The sequence below is a fragment of the Cytobacillus firmus genome, assembly GCF_023657595.1.
Taxonomy (GTDB): Bacteria; Bacillota; Bacilli; order Bacillales; family Cytobacillaceae; genus Cytobacillus; species Cytobacillus firmus_B.
The window spans coordinates 700,189-720,771 of record NZ_CP098323.1 but is presented as its reverse complement, the minus strand read 5'-3'; the positions used below and the strand labels follow the sequence as shown (position 1 = coordinate 720,771).

General features: G+C 39.1%; 16 protein-coding genes and 4 pseudogenes. 8 read left to right on the top strand and 12 right to left on the bottom strand.

What is annotated here, in order from left to right:
• Window positions 1-251: 251 nt before the first annotated feature.
• The 4 genes from NAF01_RS03875 (at window position 252) to NAF01_RS03860 (ending at window position 4,695) form a co-directional block, all read left to right on the top strand.
• Complete coding sequence (locus NAF01_RS03875; protein ID WP_250801810.1) at window positions 252-1,877, top strand: ATP-binding protein; 1,626 nt, start codon at window positions 252-254, stop codon at window positions 1,875-1,877.
• A complete protein-coding gene (locus NAF01_RS03870) occupies window positions 1,870-2,565 on the top strand; it encodes a response regulator (protein WP_250801809.1) in 696 nt (231 codons plus the stop codon). Before NAF01_RS03875 ends, NAF01_RS03870 begins: the two co-directional genes overlap by 8 nt.
• A gap of 237 nt (window positions 2,566-2,802) precedes the next feature.
• A complete protein-coding gene (locus NAF01_RS03865) occupies window positions 2,803-4,125 on the top strand; it encodes a CitMHS family transporter (RefSeq protein WP_250801808.1) in 1,323 nt (440 codons plus the stop codon).
• Window positions 4,126-4,224: 99 nt separating this feature from the next.
• Window positions 4,225-4,695 carry a tRNA (cytidine(34)-2'-O)-methyltransferase gene (locus NAF01_RS03860; protein WP_250801807.1) on the top strand — a complete coding sequence of 157 codons (471 nt, stop codon included), beginning with the start codon at window positions 4,225-4,227 and terminating at the stop codon, window positions 4,693-4,695.
• 101 nt (window positions 4,696-4,796) lie between these two features.
• Here NAF01_RS03860 and NAF01_RS03855 read toward each other — a convergent pair whose 3' ends face one another.
• The 7 genes and pseudogenes from NAF01_RS03855 to NAF01_RS03825 form a co-directional block, all read right to left on the bottom strand.
• Window positions 4,797-5,084 carry a hypothetical protein gene (locus NAF01_RS03855; RefSeq protein WP_250801806.1) on the bottom strand — a complete coding sequence of 96 codons (288 nt, stop codon included), beginning with the start codon at window positions 5,082-5,084 and terminating at the stop codon, window positions 4,797-4,799.
• 215 nt (window positions 5,085-5,299) lie between these two features.
• Window positions 5,300-6,193 carry a hypothetical protein gene (locus tag NAF01_RS03850; RefSeq protein WP_250801805.1) on the bottom strand — a complete coding sequence of 298 codons (894 nt, stop codon included), beginning with the start codon at window positions 6,191-6,193 and terminating at the stop codon, window positions 5,300-5,302.
• A gap of 247 nt (window positions 6,194-6,440) precedes the next feature.
• Window positions 6,441-7,489: pseudogene (locus NAF01_RS03845) on the bottom strand (IS1595 family transposase).
• An 84-nt stretch (window positions 7,490-7,573) separates the two neighbouring features.
• On the bottom strand, window positions 7,574-8,449 hold the full coding sequence (locus tag NAF01_RS03840; protein ID WP_250801804.1) for an alpha/beta fold hydrolase: 876 nt from the start codon (window positions 8,447-8,449) through the stop codon (window positions 7,574-7,576).
• Window positions 8,450-8,552: 103 nt separating this feature from the next.
• A complete protein-coding gene (locus NAF01_RS03835) occupies window positions 8,553-9,176 on the bottom strand; it encodes an FMN-binding negative transcriptional regulator (RefSeq protein WP_250801803.1) in 624 nt (207 codons plus the stop codon).
• Between the two features lie 22 nt (window positions 9,177-9,198).
• Window positions 9,199-9,717: pseudogene (locus tag NAF01_RS03830) on the bottom strand (GNAT family N-acetyltransferase).
• Window positions 9,718-9,729: 12 nt separating this feature from the next.
• Complete coding sequence (locus NAF01_RS03825) at window positions 9,730-10,155, bottom strand: MarR family winged helix-turn-helix transcriptional regulator (RefSeq protein ID WP_250801802.1); 426 nt, start codon at window positions 10,153-10,155, stop codon at window positions 9,730-9,732.
• Window positions 10,156-10,628: 473 nt separating this feature from the next.
• Between NAF01_RS03825 and NAF01_RS03820 the strand changes: the two genes are divergently transcribed.
• From NAF01_RS03820 to NAF01_RS03810, 3 genes are all read left to right on the top strand, one after another.
• A complete protein-coding gene (locus NAF01_RS03820) occupies window positions 10,629-11,636 on the top strand; it encodes a DUF3231 family protein (protein WP_159871906.1) in 1,008 nt (335 codons plus the stop codon).
• A 109-nt stretch (window positions 11,637-11,745) separates the two neighbouring features.
• A protein-coding gene (locus tag NAF01_RS03815) for an IS3 family transposase (protein ID WP_250801801.1) occupies window positions 11,746-12,911 on the top strand; the annotation gives its coding sequence in 2 pieces (ribosomal slippage) (window positions 11,746-12,022 and window positions 12,022-12,911; 1,167 coding nt in all).
• 231 nt (window positions 12,912-13,142) lie between these two features.
• Window positions 13,143-13,565 (top strand): hypothetical protein, encoded by a 423-nt coding sequence (locus tag NAF01_RS03810; RefSeq protein WP_159871903.1) that lies wholly within the window; start codon window positions 13,143-13,145, stop codon window positions 13,563-13,565.
• Window positions 13,566-14,091: 526 nt separating this feature from the next.
• On the opposite strand, the gene NAF01_RS03805 is transcribed toward NAF01_RS03810, so the two are convergent.
• From NAF01_RS03805 to NAF01_RS03790, 4 genes and pseudogenes are all read right to left on the bottom strand, one after another.
• Window positions 14,092-15,387, bottom strand: a complete 1,296-nt coding sequence (locus NAF01_RS03805) for an IS110 family RNA-guided transposase (protein WP_159871962.1) — start codon at window positions 15,385-15,387, stop codon at window positions 14,092-14,094.
• A gap of 196 nt (window positions 15,388-15,583) precedes the next feature.
• Window positions 15,584-15,877, bottom strand: a pseudogene (locus NAF01_RS03800) (antibiotic biosynthesis monooxygenase family protein).
• A gap of 165 nt (window positions 15,878-16,042) precedes the next feature.
• The gene (locus NAF01_RS03795; RefSeq protein WP_250801800.1) at window positions 16,043-16,258 is read right to left on the bottom strand and encodes a hypothetical protein; all 216 of its coding nucleotides are present in this window, start codon (window positions 16,256-16,258) and stop codon (window positions 16,043-16,045) included.
• Window positions 16,259-16,423: 165 nt separating this feature from the next.
• Window positions 16,424-16,707, bottom strand: a pseudogene (locus tag NAF01_RS03790) (IS1595 family transposase); the annotation flags it as partial.
• 305 nt (window positions 16,708-17,012) lie between these two features.
• On the opposite strand from NAF01_RS03790, the gene NAF01_RS03785 reads away from it, so the two are divergent.
• Window positions 17,013-18,788, top strand: coding sequence for a dihydroorotate dehydrogenase (locus NAF01_RS03785; RefSeq protein ID WP_250801799.1), 1,776 nt, complete (start codon window positions 17,013-17,015; stop codon window positions 18,786-18,788).
• Between the two features lie 224 nt (window positions 18,789-19,012).
• On the opposite strand, the gene NAF01_RS03780 is transcribed toward NAF01_RS03785, so the two are convergent.
• Window positions 19,013-20,533: a DHA2 family efflux MFS transporter permease subunit gene (locus NAF01_RS03780; protein WP_250801798.1), complete on the bottom strand. Its 1,521-nt coding sequence runs from the start codon at window positions 20,531-20,533 to the stop codon at window positions 19,013-19,015.
• Window positions 20,534-20,583: the final 50 nt, after the last annotated feature.

The following is a 20,583-nucleotide window of genomic DNA, read 5'->3' as shown; positions in this document are numbered from 1 at the left end:
ACCCGCTTCAGCCAAAAAGGCCAAAAGAAAAATAATAAAATATTTAGTCCGTATGATTTTTTCCTCCTTTTCATTTACTTTCTAAAATATAGTTTAACATATTTTTACAAAAATTACTCTATTCTGAAAAAAGTGCACAGGCGGGCAATACTCAAATTTTGAATGGCACGTACTGAGATTAAACTTTACCTTGCCGAATGGAATTGCCTCCTTTAATCTAGTAGTAAATAAAATTGCCAGAGGTGGCCAAAGTGTCGAAACTTATTAAATTAAAACGGCCGGGGCTTTTCGGGCAAATGGTTCTGCTTGTTCTTACTGTACTCATACTTTGCATACTGTTAATAATTATTTCTTTTTCCTCCATCATTGATCAAATGATTGAGAGAACCACTGGACAGCAGGCACTGACCGTTGCCGAATTGGTCGCTGAAAACAATTCCATTATCGATGCGTTTGATGCAGAACATCCGGCACAGCTTATACAGCCGATTGCCGAGAAACTTAGAGAGCGGACAGGTGCAGATTATATTGTAATAGCGAACGAGGCTGGCATCCGTTATTCCCATCCTTACCCGGATCAAATAGGGAAAGAGACAGAAACAAGCAACAAAGCCCCGCTCTCTGGAGATTCTGTTATTTTCATAGGAAATGGCGTCTTAGGAGAAGCAGTTAAAGCGAAAACACCCATTTATGATGAGGCAGGTACTATTATCGGTGTTTCTTCCGTTGGCTTCTTAACGAATGAAGTAGAAAGTAGAATCTTTGTTTATCAGCTGCGGGTAGCAGCTTTCGGAGGACTTGCCCTTCTGATTGGAATACCAGGCGCATTTTATATTGCCAGACGAGTCAAAAGGCTAATATTTAATTTAGAGCCCGAGGAGATTTCCCATGCCTTTTCTGAAAAACAGGCTATTCTGGAGTCGATTGGGGACGCCACTCTTGCCATTAGCCCTGCGCTCCAAATTTTATCAGCCAATAAAAAAGCACGTGACATTCTGGGGGATCATGCAGAAGGTACACTGACAGAGCCTCACTTGAAAGCGCTTATCAGAACGGCATTACAGAATCCGAACCGATTAATCCAGGAACAAGCGCTCATCAAGAACTCGATATATATTGTAGACATTTCGCCCATCTTAGCTGAAGAAACGGAAATATCAGGTATAGTGCTGACTATCCGCCCCTTCTCTGAAGTAGAAGATCTGGCGAATGAACTTATTGAGATCCGGCAGCACGCGAACCATATTCGGGCACAGACCCATGAATATTTAAATAAATTGAATACATTAAACGGGCTCCTGCTACTGGAGCGTTACGAAGAGGCTAAGGCATTTATGAAGATGGAGGTGCAGGAACTGCAGCAGACTGTCACCTTTTTAATGTCCACCATAAAAGATCCTTTAATTGTTGCCGTTCTTCTTGGGAAAGTGAACCGGGCCAAAGAAATGAAAGTCTCAATCACCTTTGATGAAAACAGCCAATGGCTGGACTTCCCTGATACCATTCAAAGTGAACATGTCGTTACTGTAATTGGCAATCTGATTGATAATGCTCTTGAAGCATCTTCTGAATGGAAAGGAAAGAGCGCCGCTGTCCACTTGTCCTTTACAGACTATGGAGACGAGCTTGTTATGGATATCGAAGACAATGGCAAAGGCATGACCTCCGAAGAAGAAGCCTACTTTTTCACCGAAGGAGCCACAACTAAAAACCACCCGCAGCACGGCCTGGGCCTGACAATCATGCAGCATGCACTAGGCCAGCTTGGAGGGGAATGGTACCGGACAGACCGGTTAGAAGGAACATGTATGACCATCGCCATTCCAAAAAACAATCCTGAACACACAACCGCGGAGGAGAGAGAAAATCATGACTAACCCATCAATTGGGGTGCTTATCGTTGAGGATGACCCTGTCGCTTCGTCTGTATATGAACAGCTTATCCAAAAAAGACAGGATTTCACTGTCATAGGGAAAGCACAAACTGCTTCTGAAACGATTCAATTGCTAAACGTGATTACACCTGACTTGATCTTGCTCGATGTTCACCTGCCGGACGCCAATGGCATTGATTTGCTGTTTCAGATCAAACACAACCATCGCCATATCGATATCATCATGATAACAGCTTCAAATGATGCTAAAACCGTAAGAGATGCCATGCGCGGGGGAGCATATAGCTATCTGCTGAAGCCCATAATGGTTGAAAGCTTCTTTTCAACTTTAGAAGAGTACAGCCAAACAAGGCACGCCTGGCAAACCAATGCTCAAATTAAACAAGATCAAATACAGCGGCTCTTTCAAAAAAGTTCCCCTGCTGCGGAGACAAAGCACGAGGCTGAAGCTTTGCCAAAAGGCATCGACAAACATACACTGAGAAAAGTTACACAAGCAATGAAAGCAGCATCCACAAGCCTGAATGCTGAAGAAGTAGGAATGCAAATTGGCGCAAGCCACTCCACGGCAAGGCGCTATTTAGAGTACCTGGTTTCTATTGACCTTGTGGAAGTGGATATAGTCTATGGCAGTGTAGGCCGCCCCGAACGCCGATACAAACAACTCTAGCAAGCCCTCCTATAAAGGGGCTTGCTTTTTTTTGGAAAGCAGAACTCCTCCCTCCCATATCCCCGCTTCAAGGATCATGGGTAACCCAATAAGTCTTCATCTCCAGTTTCATAAAAAATATGAAAATTATGAAATTATTATGTTTTATTCAACTTAAACAACTAATCTAGCCTTTGAGGAGCACCCCTGATAAAGTGAGTCAAAAGGAAGCGCTTACAAATAATTAGGAGGGGTTTTATGCTCGCATTGCTTGGATATTGTATGGTTGCAGTTTTTATGGCTTTAATTATGACGAAACGAATGTCTGCCCTATTGGCATTAATTATTGTTCCGATTATATTTGCTTTAATTGGCGGCTTCTATACAGGGATTGGGGATATGATGCTTGAAGGGATTAAGCAGGTTGCTCCTACAGGCGTGATGCTTGTATTTGCTATCCTCTATTTCGGCATTATGATTGATGCTGGCTTGTTTGAACCAATTGTGAATACGATTTTGCGGATTGTTAAGGGGGACCCGCTAAAGATTGCCCTTGGAACTGTTGCTCTCGCGTCGCTGGTCGCTCTGGACGGAGATGGAACAACAACGTTCATTATTACTGTTACAGCCATGCTGCCTCTATATAAAAAGCTGAATATGAATTTATATATGCTGGCAACGCTCGCCCTTCTCTCCATCGGCGTTATGAACATGACACCCTGGGGCGGACCGACAGCCAGAGTCATCAGTTCTCTGCAGCTTACAACCGAAGAAGTGTTCCTTCCGCTGATTCCTGTAATGGCAGCCGGCATTCTTTTTGCCTTCCTTGCTGCCTGGTACTTTGGCATTAAGGAACGGAAACGAATCGGAATCCGCCAAATGGATGATTCAGCTATCAGGGAGCTGCAGACTGCAGAAGAACAGGTAGCCGCTGCTGTCAGCAGAGAATCGCTTGCAGATCTGCAGCGTCCAAAGCTGATTTGGATAAATGCAGGACTGACCATAGCTCTTCTGATTGCCTTAATCGCCGGATTGCTGCCGCTCCCTGTTCTCTTTATGTTAGGCTTTGCGATTGCCGCGATGATTAATTACCCAAACCTGGTGCAGCAAAAAGAACGTGTTGCCGCGCATGCTGGAAATGTCCTCGCAGTTGTCGCCTTAGTCTTTGCTTCTGGTATATTCACAGGAATCATGAACGGAACTGAAATGGTGGACGCAATGGCGACAGCGCTTGTTCAAGTCATTCCGGATCAACTGGGATCACAGCTGCCATTAATTACAGCGATCACAAGCATGCCATTTACGTATTTCATGGCGAACGACCCCTATTATTATGGAATTATCCCGATCATAGGAGAAACGGCTGCGAGCTACAATATTCCTATGGCTGAAATTGCCCGTGCATCAGTGCTCGGCCAGCCTGCTCACGTGCTAAGCCCGCTCTATGCCGCAGGGTACCTGCTAGTCGGAATGATCGGCATTGACTATGGCCAAAATCAGCGCTTTGCATTAAAATGGGCAGTTGCCTCTTCACTATTTATGATTATGGCTGCCATTTTATTTGGTGTTATTTCGATTTAATGATATCTTGTTCGACCTAGCGAATACTGGTGTTTTCACCTCGCATTTGATCGTATGCTATAATTTAAAGGCTAAATCAAAACATTGAGGTGACAACCCTTGGCCATACATGTCGTACTATATCAGCCGGATATTCCGGCCAACACCGGAAATATTGCCCTGACTTGTGCTGGAACAGATACAGCTCTGCATTTAATCCGGCCGCTTGGCTTTTCAACAGAGCCGGAAATGATCAAGCGGGCAGGCTTTGATTTCTGGGACTCTGTGAACATATCGTATTATGATTCCATGGATGAATTTTTCTCAAAAAACCAGGGCGAGTTTTACTATATTGAAACCTTTGGTGAACAGGCCCATTCATCCTTTGATTTCAGTGATGTCTCAAAGGAGCACTATTTTATGTTTGGAAAAGAAACCACAGGCTTGCCAAAAGACTTGCTGGAAGAAAATAAAGATCACTTCTTAAGAATCCCTATGAATGGCAATGTCCGATCACTCAACCTTTCGAGCACAGCTGCGATATTGGTATACGAGGCATTGCGCCAGCAGCGATTCCCGAATATGAAATAAACCATCTTCTGCGCTGGAAGATGGTTTATCTTTGCCCTCCTATAAAAGACATTCTCAAAACTGATTCAGTCCCCCTATCTCTTTTTAGCACTTCAAGTCCATCATTTTTCCGGTTTCAGAATGGTTCTCTGCAGGGGAACGCCTCCCATCGAAACATTGCGTTCTATGAAAATATAGGTCTGGCCATCAATAATGAATTTCCGATTCCCTATATAACTGACCTCTCTCCCTTGATTGGCAAGTTCAATTTGGATTGCTTCAACATACTCTTTAAAGTCAACATACCTCTCATCCAGATCAATGGTGATATGATTTTTTCTATATCCCATAAGCCAATTAAAACCAATTAGGCATAAGCCCAGTATGGCCAAAAATAGTATGATTTCCATATCGAGGTTTCACCTCCCTGTAAATCCGTTTTCCCGCCTATACCTAATGTATGATTTAGTAATTGTTATGTTTCATTTAGGCTCTGTTAAAGTTTAATGTTGTTATTAATTATAAAATGGAACTTCCACAAATTAGGAAGTTCCATTTTATAATATTGGCTTGTTCAACTAACGCACCCGTTCGTTTAAGTACATTGCTTCAAATTCTTCTGGAATTAAGAAGTTTTTAATAGCTGTTCTTTATTTGCTTCCAAGTGATTGATAATTTCTTGAATTTGAGGTTCATAGCTGCGAATGGTTTCTTCATTCGGTATGGATTTTCTCTGAAGAAACTCTTTCCATTCCATTTCAAAATGTTCTAATTTTTTCCCATAGACCGCATGTATTTCATCAGTTAAATTCGGGCGGTCATATATTTTCAGAAACTTTTCCATGCCATATTGATTAATAAGAAAATCTGAGAATGAAGCAGATTCAATATACCCCAACCACCTTAAAGAATAGGAATCTTTATTTAAATTTGATTGAGTGAAAATTTTTTCCTCTCTCAGCAGCGTTTCCAGAGAAATGCTGATTCCTCGTGTCATTAAATATTTCATAATACCGTGCACATCTTCATGAAAATTGGGGAATGCTCCTCTGTCTGAATACGAATCCTGCATAAAAATCGCAAGACCTTCCTGTGTCACATGTCCTTCAGTGTAACCCAATATGACATGGGTAAGTTCGTGGATAAGAGGATAATTTCCTTCTTTCACCCAGTAGAGGTGAATGGTGTTGTCGCTCGCATAGCTTACCTTCTTCTCATCATAGAGGTGTAAATAGATTTTTGATGGGGAAGACAACAATACATTTTCTTTTTTCAGTGCAGTGTAAAAGGAAAGAGTTTCCTCTTTTATTTGCTTTAAAGTTGCTTCGGAAAAACTTCCTTTATTGAAAATATTTATTTCTATTTCTCCATCTTCCGTTTTAAATTTCTGAAAGTCATTATCTTGTGAAGAAGACTCATTATCGGATGCAGCTGAATTCTGTTTTATGTCGCTGCACCCAGCAAGAATCAACATTATCAAAAATACAAAAGAACCAAATTTTTTATATCTGCTCAACATTCTTCTCTCCCACTTTCTTTAGAAAATATTGCTACATGAAAATTCTATCTTCATAATCCTTATGTAAAAAAACATCTAATTCTAGTACGGTTTAACTTTGATTAGTTTCAATATTCCTGCAATTATAGGTATTCTTTACCTGCGTCCTACCTTAAATTAAGATGTTTGTTTTAAACTACAACATTATTTTAAATCCATATATCCTATTAAACTAAACTGCTTAATTAGTTGAACAAGAAAATAATGCTTAAATCGTGAATTTAGATAACCTTAGTGTATCATATGTTTCCATATTTTGTATTAAATTCCCTTTAATCATCAAGTCATTTATAGTAACAGCATTCCTTTGATGTTGAATGGATTCTAACACTTGAAACCAAGCTAAGTAATTGTTCAGATATTTAGTTGCAACTCCATTAAAACGTTGTATCCATCCTTTAAGCCTACGGTGATAATTGTTTACGTTCTGGATATGATATAGTCCCTTTGTACGAACTTTACCATCAGACTTGAATTGATAAATATCCATCCCTTTTTCAGCAGCATATGTTTTAAAGGCTCGCCAAGAATCGGTACATAAAACATTTTCATTTGAAAGTTTATGTCCGATAGCTTTGTCTAACTGTTCTTTTGTTAATCGACCCTTTCCCAATGTTTGCGAAAAAGTCATCTTTTCACGGTCTCTTGCGACTAATACACATACTTGTTCGTTGCTTATGCCCCGTTTCTAGCGGAACCACCACGTTTGCGGGGTTTTCTGTCTTTAATTATTCTTTGTCCCTTTTCGGAGTATAGGAAATAGGTCTCGTCCATTTCGACGATACCTTCAAAATTAGATTTTTCCATTTGTTTTAATGATGATAAGAGTTTGTGCCTCCAGTAGAACAATGTAACGTGAGTAACATTACCAACTAATTCAGCAGATTTACGAAGAGAATATCCTTCTATCATACATTCAACGAATTTAATCCATTGATTTAGATGGCGTGTTCGATAAAGAGGAGTATTTGTTAGGTCAGTAAATGTCTTTTTACACGCTTTACAACGATAACGTTGTTTTTCTACTTCATCTCCATCAACTCTTGTTGAGTATGTGCCATACCGAACGATATGCTCTGAATCACAATCAGGGCAATGATAACCGCGTTTATTTTTGCGTTCAGATATTTCTTGTAGAACAGTTCCTGTCGAGGAAGATGCAGTAAGAGCATCAATTAAATACTCTCGTAGTCGGTGTTTTTCTGCTGTATTTAGTTTTTGAATGGCTTTAAGAATATCAGTTGCTCTCACAGACATCACCACTTTTATATAGTTAAAACCATTATAGAACATACGTTCCTGTTCCTGTATATCAACAACAGCCTTTAACAAAGCCTTCATTTAAAAAGAATCCTCAAGTTTATGTGACTCTAAAAAAGAAACAAGTTTCTCATCTCTTTCACTTGCTAATTTCCCTATCCAGATTAAATGTCCCCAAGAATCAAGTACACTGATTTCAGAATGTGGAATATTTTTATGTGCGTGATAAGGATGTTTCAGTGGAATAAAACCGTCATTTTTACTATGAAGAATCAAAACAGGACTGGAGATGGATCTTAGATCCTTGTCAGTTAATTCCTTGGTTTGTTTAATGTCAATAAGAAAACCACTGCCCGAACGCTGACGGTTATTCATCTTTTTAAATTCCGTGATATCATTGTCACCAATTCTTTGTTTAATGTCCTTTTTTGAGAGGGAACTAAACTGTGAAGACATCATATTGAACATTAGCTTTGAAAAGAAATTACTGAAAAAACCAAGAATCTTCCATGTGAACCCTTCAATAGATGGCCGAAAGATAATGTGGGCTGCCTTATACTCCAGATCCTTCGATGTCAGCCATTCCTTTGAAACCGCACTCTCTAAGGTAAGACTTGTGACTCTTTTCGGAAATAAAGAGGCAAATCGGATTCCTGTTGGACCTCCCGCCGATATAGCCAGTACATGTACCTGTTCAATTCGAAGATGGTCTAACAATTTTGCGTAATATTCACAAGCAGCAGTTAAACTTTCTCCTATCACTTCTGAAGTCTTTCCATATCCTGCTCTCGATGGGGTAATGATAGAATATCCATTCTCCACTAAACCTTTATAGCCAAATTCTTCGTTGCAATTTGAGTGGCCTCCATGAAAAACAAAAATAGGTTCACCTTTCCCAATAATAGAATACTCGATAGCCACATCGTCTAATGAAATTAATCCAACTCTTCTTTCCACACTTCCATCCCCCTGATTGCTTATCTCTCTATCAATACTAACATAATATTCCAAATACTAAAAAACAGAGGGCCATCTGGGTTCCTCTGTTTTTCCTATAAACCTATAATCTCTTTTTAAATTTCCCCTCCATCAGCTGGGCCATTTGCTTAGAATCAAAATCATTCTCTTCATAGAGTTTATGAATGATGTTTTGATAGTCTCTTTCATTACGGTTCTGGCTTAGTTTATTGGCAGCTTGAATTTCCTGTACTTTTATCTTGAATCCAACAATTCCTTTTAGCTGCTGTTCTACAAGCTCAGGAGAAAGTGTATCCCATAAGACAGGATTTTTGCGATGCTTTTCATATTTTTGAAGCAGGATGGCCAGGTCACCCTTTAATTCCTCTTCACTCAGAATACTCGCTTGACCATATACATGGACAGCCTGATAATTCCAAGTCGGTACATTTTCTTCTTCGTACCAGGAGGAAGAAATATAAGCATGAGGCCCCTGGAACATCACCAGTACATCATCAGAGTCTGCAAATGTTCTCCATTGCGGGTTCCCGTAAGCCATATGCCCTGTTAAATAGCACGTATCTCCTTCTTTTATTAGCTGCAGTGGCAAATGAGCGGCAATGGGCCTTCCTTGTTTTACTGTGACGATCGTGCCAAACGAATTACTTTGAACAAACTCCCATATTTCATCCGCATCTGTGACTTTATAGTATTTTGGAATATACATAACCATCCGCCCTTCGAAAAAGTTAGTTAAGAGTCTTGGCCATTATAAAATCTGTTTGTTCTTCATCTCCCATATAAAAAGAATGGACTCCCGTTTGGACAAACCCCATTTTCTTATAAAAGGAAATTGCTTTTTCATTTTTTTCCCATACACCCAGCCAAATTTTCTTTTTATTAAGCTCCATCGCACTTTCAAGGGCTTTATGGAACAGATACTTACCAAGCCCTTGTTTCTGAAATGGGCTTCTGATATAAATTCTCTCGATTTCGAGTGCTTCGTCGCCCATTTCTTCAGTCTGAGCCTCATCAGTATTGACCTTTAAATACCCGGCTGTCTCGCCCTCAAATTCAACAAAATAGAACTGTGATGAAGGTTGAGATAGTTCAGTCTCCAGTTGCTTTAGGTTAAATGCCTTTTCCAAATAGGCCTCCATATTATCGGGTTAATTTTGATCCTTAAACGTCTCATTAAAGGTTTCATAGCTAATTTCCTGTAGTCTTCTTAAATCTTCAAGCGTACATTTTTTTATATTAATAGTCATTGTGCCTCTCCTTTAATAATTTCTCTTGTTCCCCTTTTTCACATATTCCCAGTCTTTCTCGACATTTTTTCTAACTTTTTGAAGCAGACTGAAAATGATTTCTGCTTCTTTTTCGGTGAATCCCTCTAAGGCAATCGCATTGGAATATTCATGTTCTCTTTTTATGAAAGGAAAAGCTTTTTTCCCTTTCTCTGTCGGGAAGAGCTTCCTGATTTTCTTGTTCTGTTCATCATCTTTCTTTTCTATGAAGCCATTCATTTCAAGCTTTTTAATCGCTCGGGCCGCTGTTGTCCGATCTACTTTTATCATCTCAGCTAACTTTTCCTGAATAATTCCTGGTTTTTCACATATTCGCACAAGGTACAGATACTGCCCTTTTGTAAGGTCAAGCTCTTTAAATTCGATATTGCTTATGGAATCCAGCGCCCTCGCGATCATGCCTATTTCACGGAGAATTTCCAGTGTACTCAGCTCCTCAACACGAATTTTTGTTGTAAATACAACAATGGTGCAATATATTTAATTTAACTTATTTTTGTTGCATTTGCAATAAAATTTTTGCAGCCTTGTTAATGGCTGGAACAATTTTTATGAAAAACAGCCTTTTATTTTCATACTTTGACTCATTCTGCTATACCATAAGGCTATAACAAAGAAAACTCGCATTAGAAAACTGCGAGTTTTTGTTATTTAAGGATTTGCTTATTCAACTAAAGCACCCGTTAGTTTAAGTACAATATTTCACAAACTTTTTTAAAGTCCCCATTACTGAATATTTGAAATGCCCTCTTGGATTTTTCCCTTGTCAAACCAAAAAATTATTAATTTTCCATGCAATATTACATAAATGATAAAAAAATACCAATACTTGTTATAGAATATAAAATTAATCTTAAAAAGGAATTGATTATATGGATAATACAAAAGCTGCAAAGTTAACTGCGGGTGAGTTAGCACATTGTTGGGAACAGTTAATGAATAATAGTATGTCAAATGTTGTTTTGGAGTATCTTACCTTAACATCAGAACAAGAAGAAGTTAAATCTCTTTGTAGTGAGGCGGGTTCTATTTCTAAATCTGCTGTACAATTTTTTGAATCTGTTCTACGAAGTGAAAACTATCCAATTCCTAAAGGCTTTAACATTAAAGATGATTTAAACCCAAATGCCCCTAAGATGTATACGGATGTTTTTATACTATTTTATTTAAATAATTTGTCTAAAATTGGAATGTCCTTAACAAGTATGGCACTATCCGATTCCGTAAGGGAGGATATCCGCAATTTTTTCCACGAACAGTTAAAAAACCTTTCAAGTTTATTTGAACGTACAACAACCATTCTATTGGAAAAGGGAGTATTTGTAAGACCTCCTTCAATTACCTCCACTCATGAAACAAACCCAATTGCAGATAAAGGATTTTTGGGTAACTTCTTTAATGATAATAGAGAATTAACGGCAAGAGAAGCAAATGAGCTACACAAAAATGTTTTTATGAATTATATTGGTAAAAACTTATTAATTGGATTTATACAATCTACATCTAATCAGCAACTAATGAGTTTATTGCAACATGGAAAAGAATTATCTATAAATATTATAGACAAATTAGGTGATATTTTAGTTCAAAATGATTTACCTATTTCAATGACTTGGGATACGAATGTTTTGGATGGTAAAACATCTCCTTTTTCAGATAAATTAATATCTTATCTATTAGACCAACTTAATCGTGATGGTATCGCCAGTTATGGATATAGTGCAGCAGTAAGTATCCGAAAAGATTTAAAAACAACATATGCAAAGATAATTGCAGATGTGTATCAATATGAAGAAAATATAAAAACCTTTATGATAAAAAATGAGTGGCTGGAGAAACCTCCTGTTGCACTAAATAGGGATAAGCTTGCTCAAGACTAAAGAAAAGTAAAGCTACCAAAAGTTAGAGTGACCCAGTAAAATGAGACAAGGAAAAAACACCCCCTGAATCGTATTTAATATCTATACGATTTTTGGAGGTGTTTTTCTTATGGGGACAAGAGTTCATTATCCAGAAGAAATAAAGTGGGAAGCGATTAAGTTAAAGCAAAAGGGATTAAGCAATCAGGCAATTATGGAACAGCTCGGAATTAGAAATGTTTCACAAATCAAAACTTGGATGAAATGGCATAGAGAAGGTCAGGTTCACCGGTTTTCTCAGCCTGTAGGCAAACAGTACACGTATGGTAAGGGGCCAGACGAATTAAGTGAAGTAGATGAACTAAGAAGGAAGAATAAACAATTGGAGATGCAGCTGGATATTTTAAAAAAGTACCAAGAAATAGAAAGGAGCTGGAGCCGCAAGTAGTGTTAAAAGTCGTAGAGGAGCTGTCTTCTGTGTATTCTATAATCAGTATTTTAGGCACCTTGGAAGTACCAAAAGCGACTTATTATCGGTGGAAGAAAAAGTATATTCACACCATAATGAGTCCATTAGAAGAGCTCATAGTACATCTTTGCGAGGAAAATCACTTTCGTTATGGTCACCGGAAAATTAAAGCTCTTCTCAAACGAAATCATCGGGTTGATGTTAATCGAAAGACAGTCCAAAAAATTATGCAAAAATACAAAGTGCAATGCCAGATAAAGGTGAAGCGACCTAAATACTTAAACGGAGAAACCAATATTATTGTTGAAAACTTATTAAATCGGCAATTTAGAGCAGAAAAGCCGAATGAGAAGTGGGTCACAGATATTACATATCTGCCTTATGGTCCATCAATGGTCTATCTGTCGACAATTATGGATTTGTACAACAATGAAATTGTAGCGTTTAAGGTGAGCACAAGCCAGGAAACTCAATTGGTTTTAAGCACCCTTCGGGAAGCTCTAGAAAAAAGAAAACCAGCTGAAGGAATCATGATTCATACGGATCAGGGGGCTGTGTATACCTCCTATGCGTTTCAGAATATGGCAAAAGAAAACGGCTTGATCACAAGCATGTCCCGAAAGGGAAACTGCCATGATAATGCCGTCATCGAATCCTTTCACTCCTCGCTAAAGTCGGAAGGATTCAAAGATCAAAAAAGATCTTCTCTTTCTCATTGTAAGTTAGTAAATATCGTAAATCTATATATGAGTTATTATAACGAGATACGCATTCAGGCAAAATTAAACTACCTGTCCCCTATTGAATATAGAGGACAGGCAGCATAGGTGTTTTTCTAAGTCTCAAAACCGCGGGTCAGTCCAAGTTACGGTAGCTTTTTTGTTTTTCAAAGGAGTATTCCAAATCTCCTTTAAGTGTGTACCAGATATATGAAAGCCATTATTCCACTAACCTGCCCCGTTTGTTCAATTGGAAGGAATCAATACGTAATACTCTTTAGATCAATAGGGCATAATCTAAAAATAATCTTAAAATAACGCCTAGCTAAGGTGGATAATATGTTTCGTAAAGGAATAATTTTAATTTTTGTTGCTCTGTTTCAATTTAACTTATCTACTGTAAACGCCCAGGGAAATAATATTGCTAAGCTGTTTGATATTGAAAAGAATCAAATAATAAAAACAACCCCAACAAATTCTAACGTTCAATTAGAAACTGAAAAAATAATAAAAGGGATAGATGGTGTTGTGAAAAAATTTGAGCCTATTCCAAACCAAGGTTATATGGTTAAAATCCCTTTAGAACCGTCTTACCTTTTGGAAAATAAATGGATAAACACTTTAATTGATGAAATTATAATTATAATTCCTAAACAGGAGGATCCCTATTTGGTTACCTTTGATGATGAAAACAATCCTTATTTTTTTACTTTTAATACAAAAATTGATTCTTTATTGAATACTTTAGAATTTTCCCTTTAAGAGACCTTATTGGTCTTTTTTTATTATGGTTTTTCCTTTCCTGCCTCGATAGTACCTAAGACAACTCATTTTAGAACAAATCTGTATAATTAGGGAAAATCTTTATTGAGCTAACCTCCCTCAATAAACAAACACTTATCTCTTAAATACGCGGTTTTTCTCAATATCGCTATCCAGCTTGTTTAACTTTATAGAGTTGATAAGTACGAAAAGAACACAATCAAGCAGTTTAAGAAGAAAATGAGCGCAAGAAACTAGCCAACCTTCGGTTAATTTCCAAAAAATTGGATAAATAGGTATGTACGCACCAATGGATATCCACATATCTTATGGGGGTCTACCCTCCCAAGTCTCACAGAGTCTACGCTCCTACATTCCTTCGTTCAACCTTTCCATAAGGTGGATGTCGGTCATGCTGCCCTACAGGATCTAGGTCCTTACGTTAGTTGCGTTGCCGACTAATCCCATGCTGATCTTGTCTGTTTAACCGTCCAAATCTACTCGTTAAAAGTCAGTTTGATAGTGATTAAGCTGCTATTGGTTCTTGAATAAATGCATGCATATGGGGGATATCCTTCAACATCTTCTCTTCCTGGAACACAAACTGTTTCTTCCCAATAGAAAAGAGAATGCGTATAAGCTTATTACACAAAGCAATTAAAGACTGCATCTTTTTCAACGGATTGTCAGGCCTTGTTGTGTAATGATGATGTAGAGTTTTAAAGGCTTTATTCTTCGCTACTAGAATCATAGATGCCCGAAATAATAAGGCTCGTAATTTCTTTCGACCCCGTTTCGTGATTTTCGTTCTTCCTTTATGCTTTCCTGATGTATTTTCTTTTAAGCTGAGTCCTGCCAGCTTGGTTATTTGACGGGGATGATTATACTCCCTCAAATCTCCTACTTCAGCGAAGAAACCCGCCACTGTATCGCGTCCAATTCCTGTTATGTCTAACATTTGATCAACGCCTGGAATATCCTGAAGGAGTGTATCCAGAGTTTGGTCAAGCTCTTCGAACTTGGCTTGAATGAGTTCATACTTTTGAATTAACGCTCTTAATTCCATTTTAGCCATCATGGCGCCCTGACGAATGCCAATCGACCGATTGGCTGCTTCCTTTAAGGCCTGAATCTTCTTTATGCCTATACTACGTTTCACTGCTTGCCTAAGGTATTCTAGTAATCCTTCGTCTGTATAACTCACCAATTCATCCGGTAATGCTTCAAGCTTTAATAAATGAAGAGCTGCCTTCCCTTCCCAACTTTTAAAAACGGTAAAGAACTCTGGAAAGTATCGATCAATCCAGTTGTGTACCTGTCCCTGCACAATTTGTAAGTCTACATTTAATAAATCGCGTAATTTCTTAGCCACACGCAGTTCCGCGAAAACTCCTTGTGGTATTGTTGGTTCGGCGTATCTACCATCTTTAACTAGTTGTGCAATGACTTTTGCGTCTTTTACATCATTTTTTGTTGGAGAGTTATCGTCTAGCTCCTTACTATGCTTGACGTGTAAAGGGTTGACCGTTACGAACTTAATCTGTTCCTCCTTTAGAATATGAGCTAAATTAAGCCAATAATGGCCTGTTGGCTCCATTCCAGTAATGACAGACTCCATTTCGTATGACTCTTTTATTTGATTAATCCAATTAATAAATGCCCTAAATCCTTCTTGGGTATTATCAAAAAAGCAAGTCGATCCTAGCTCCATCCCACGATAATCCTGTGCTCTAGCTACATGATGATGCTTGGCAATATCAATCCCGATTATTAGGGTATTAGGTGTAATTTGAGCTATTTTATGATTTTGGTTATAATTCATGGTAAGACCTCCGAGTAGATGTTTTGTCCCTTTTAGCTGGCCAGCTCAGGACACATTCATCTTATCAAGAGGTCTTTTTTCATTCAAACCGCATTTTCAGTTATTACAGGAATGCTGCCCCGTTAGTTCAATAAGTTCAACAAAAAGAGCATCAATCCTTCTTGGATCAATGCCTCTGATAGTTTAAAAACACTAATTAAAGTTGAACCTTCTCAAAATGTTCAACTATTGGAAATGGGTCATAAAAATGATGTAATTGCTTTTTCCATTGTTGATACTCATTGGATTGTCTAAATCCAACTGTATGGTCTTCTAATGATTCCCATTGAACCAGTAGTAAATATTTTCACTCAACTTCCATACATCGTTGAAGATCGTGAGATATGTAGCCTTTCATTGAAGAAATAATTTTGGATGCCCCACGAAATGCTTCTTCATATTCTGCTTCCATACCTACCTTAACTTGTAGCATAACAGCTTCCAATATCATTAATTTCCAACCTTTCCAACAGTATAACATTACGACTATTACAGTTACTTTATTGAACTAACCTGCCTTTTTTGTTAAATAAGAAAAAGCTGCCTGGTTCGGCAGCTGATCTTAAATATAAGCCCTTTAGTGCAATATTAATATGTTTCTCGTTTGTTATCTGTACTAACGTTTGTCCTTGTTTATAACAATACTAAAAGAAATATTGAGTTTTTCCCAAACCCAAGCTTGAAAAATCCTATCTATTTCTATTTTTAGCGCTTCATTATCCAAATCCTCATCAATACCTAATTCTTTAAAATTAAATGTTTCTGTCGCCTCTGTACCTTCATATTTTGTGCTACTGAATGAAAAAGTGACTGTCTTATCCAATTGATTCAACCACTACCTCAACCTGCATAATTTAGCTCCTTCTTCTTTCACTAACCTGCCCCGTTAGTAAAACAAGTTTATTTCGATTATTCTAATTTTAACATAAGTTCTTAAAGAGGTTTCCGGCTTATTTCAAATTTTTGCACACCAAATATACCATCAAAAACGTAATTTTTAAGCTGTTCTTAATATCTCCACTGTAGAATGGTTGGAATTCCGGCAAGAACCTAAGAGGAGTTGTTTTACCCGTTCAGATTTGGCAATAGTTTTTGTTTTGTTTGGTTAATATATTTGAACCAGAAAAGGTAGTTATCCAAGTACTTGGTCGCCACACCTTGAAACCTTTGCATAAATTTCTTGAGCTGAGCGTGATAAGCATTGACGTGTTGGATATGGTAAATTGACTTCTTGACGTAAATTCCCTTTCGAATATTCACAATTTCGTGCTTTAGCCCTTTTTCTGCTGCAAGGATATCCTTAATTATCTTTGCTACGTCTCCTTGATCTGCCGGAAACAATAGAAACTTAATCGCATTATATAACTTAAATTGTTCTGATTTAGGTAGTTCTGAGAATCCCTGGAATAAACTTTCCCACATTTTTACCGCCTCCTAGAACGCAATTATATTAAGGTCCTATTAGCATCGGGAAAAAACAACAATCTATGTGAAAAAAGCCAATAAAAAGAGCACTCTTTCACCTAATAAACAACCTATCCATCCAAACGCATATGCTAAAATAGATAAAAATGGGAGGTGTTTATTTGCCGGATTGGTCGTATCATCCTATTTTCAAGCCCATACTTCAGAAGCTTCCAACTTCCTTCAGCCGGGAGTTTATCCATCGCGGAATGAGCATGATTTCATCCACCCGTATAGGGGAAGGAGTAATCGAGTTTCTTGGTCATATGGAACCCTCCGGCAAGCTTGCGAAAAATATATTTGGCGTTCATTTTTCCGCTCCAGTCGGACTAAGCGGCAGGATTGACCCTCACTTAACGGGGACGAAGGCTTTTCAGAATTTGGGGTTTGGTTTTATTGAGATCGGGCCTGTTTCCATTCGAGGGTCAGCAGAAGAACTATATATGGACCCGAAACAAGAGAAGATACATAGATTAACTGACGCTTCTATGGAGTTAACGGCTGCTAAGAAACAGCTGCTTTCTCTAAAGAAAAAGAAAATTCCTTTCCTCATTAATGTGGAAGGAACTTATCGGGAAGCCATGCAAATTTGTGAAGAATTGCTGCCTTTTAGTGACGGATTTATTTTGGACAGTCAGACCTTTCAATCAGAGAGCCAATTTAATCAATTTAAATATGAATTAAATAAACCTATCATCCTTACTTCTCCAAAAAATGATCCTCTCAGCCTGGACTATCGCCCGGACGGCATTCTTCTTACAGGCTATGATTCACAGGAAGAACTCATTCATAGGCTTGTGGCTCTCAGGGAAGTATTCAGCGAAGATTTGCCCATCATCACGTCAGGCTGGGTAAAAGAGCCTTCAGATGCTACTAAACTGCTGGAAAGCGGAGCTTCTTTAATCATGTTAGGCGATGAGTACATTTTTACTGGACCTGGATTGCCAAAGAGGATTAATGAAGCCTATACCAGCACATTTCCGATGGAGCCTGTAAAAGCGGAGGGATGGCGATGGTATTGGCTGTTTGGCTTGGCTATTGCCATTGCAGGGTTTATTGCGCTGTTTTTCAGCATGACTTCGGTGGTCCTTCCATATGATGAGAGATTCCTGGGGATCTTCAGGAAAGATATTCTTTATTTTAACCCTGCCATTTTATACTTTATGGCACATGACAGAATGACCCTTTCAGGAACGATGATTTCAGGCGGAATCATCTATATGCAGCTTGCCAGGCATGGAATAAGAAATGGCCTCCACTGGGCAAGAAAAGCAGTAAATATAGCAGGAACCATCGGCTTCCTGGGAATTGTCCTGTTTATTGGCTATGGTTATTTCGATTGGCTCCATGGGCTGTTTTGGCTTATTTTACTGCCCTTGTTTATTTTGGGATATTTAAAATCAAGAACAGCAAATGCATCCCCCGTCAGTTCAAACCTTTTCAACAGTGCTCAGTGGAAGCTGAGTTTAGCCGGCCAGCTTTGCTTTGTAATACTGGGCTTTTCATTAGCTATTGGCGGGATGGTCATTTCCTTCATTGGAGCTTCACATGTATTTGTACCAACTGACCTTGCTTATCTTTGCCTGACTCCGGAAGCTCTTAATGAGTTTAACGATCGGTTAATTCCTGTGATCGCACATGACCGTGCAGGATTTGGAAGTGCTCTTTTAAGTGTGGGCTTGCTCGTCTTGATGCTGGCTTTATGGGGAATCCGCGAGGGGGAAAGGTGGGTGTGGTGGACCTTCACCATTGGAGCCATTCCGGCATTCGCCGCTGGAATTATAACTCATTTTTTTATTAACTATACGGATTTCATCCACCTGCTTCCTGCTTACTTCGCATTGCTTTTGTATGTGATTGGTGTAATTGCAACTGCCCCTTTTTTATTAAAAAAATAGCGGCAGCAAAAGAAAAGCGCAAGCGCCTTGCCCACCCCCGACAAGCACAAGACGAGCCTCACGGAAAGGCGTCCTTTGCCTTTTTGGGAGGATCGTCTTGTGACCTCGAGGGGGTAGGCGCTGGAGCTAGACAGTTATCGACGTTCAAAGTTTATACTTTCTTATCTTTTAAAAACACCGGGCGGTGCCAGAAACTGGACATCACCCGGTTTTCAGTATATTGATCACTCTTTAACAGCCAATTCCTCACCTGTCTGATTCTCATGATGAGGTTTCACTCTCTTAATAAAGAAAGCAAGTATAAGTGCGATGACCGCAATCAATGCAGAAAGGAAGAAAGTGAAATTAATGCCATGCAGCATCGCTTCATTCATGATTTGCTGCTGCATGTCAGCTGCGGCCTGTGCAGATGGCTGAGCTGCACTTGCACTCATATTGGCCAGTGTGTCAGCAGCCAGCTCCTCTGCTTTTTCTTTTGTACGGTTATTCATGACGGTAATCAGCAGCGCGGAGCCAATGGCGCCGGATACCTGCTGCAGTGTATTATTCATGGCGGTTCCATGCGGATTGCTGATCGGCGGCAGCTGATTCAATCCATTTGTCATGACAGGCATCATAACCATTGACATCCCGAACATTCGAAAAGTATACAGCAGAACAAGGGTTGAATAGGCCGTATTCATGCCAATTCTGCTGAAATAATAAGATGTTACAACGGTAATGGTCAGCCCAATCACCGCTAAAACTCTGGCCCCATACTTATCAAAGAGTTTCCCTGTAATGGGAGACATGATTCCCATTACAATTGCTCCCGGAAGCATTAATAGGCCTGAGTCCATCGGTGAAATTCCGCGGATGGTCTGTACATAGATGGGCATCAAAATCATCGCTGAAAACATGGCAACGGCGATCACGATTGAAATGGCTGATGACAGGGCAAACATCGGATATTTGTAGATGCGAAATTCAAGCATAGGATCATCCATCCGAAGCTGACGGAGTACAAAGGTAAGTAAAGCAAGTGCCCCAATCACAATCGTGCCGTACACGAGGGGATTATCCCATCCTTTTTCCCCTGCTGAACTAAAGCCATAAAGCAGGCCGCCAAACCCGATGCTTGATAAAACCAGCGAGATGAAATCAAGCTTAATCGCTCTCTGCGGTGTGATATCTTTTAACTTGAAGACTGCAAAAACTACTGTTAGCAGGGCAATTGGCAGAACAAGGTCAAATAACATTCTCCAGCTGTAATGTTCAATCAGCCATCCGGAAAGAGTCGGCCCAATTGCTGGAGCTGTAATCATGACAAGACCAAACATCCCCATTGCTGCCCCTCTTTTTTCGACCGGAAATGCGGTAAGCATGACATTCATTAATAGGGGCATCATTATCGCGGATCCTGAAGCCTGAATCATCCGAGCCCCTAATAACACACCAAATGCAGGCGCAATGCTGGCCAGGAATGTTCCCAAAGTAAACAGTGACATGGCTGTAATGAATAATTTCTTATCGGAAAATCGCTGAATGAAAAATGCACTCGCTGGAATTAAAATCCCGTTAATAAGCATATAGCCTGTAGACAGCCATTGTACGGCAGTTGCATTCACATCAAATTCTTCCATAATGGATGGGAGAGCAACGTTCAACAATGTTTCATTCAATATCGCGACAAAAGCCCCGATAAATAAAATGGCGATCATGCCATATGGCGGTTTGTTTTGATCCGTATTGGTTTGCTGCGACATTCGATCAATCCTTCTTTCTAAGTTAACTATAGATGATACACCCAGCCAAG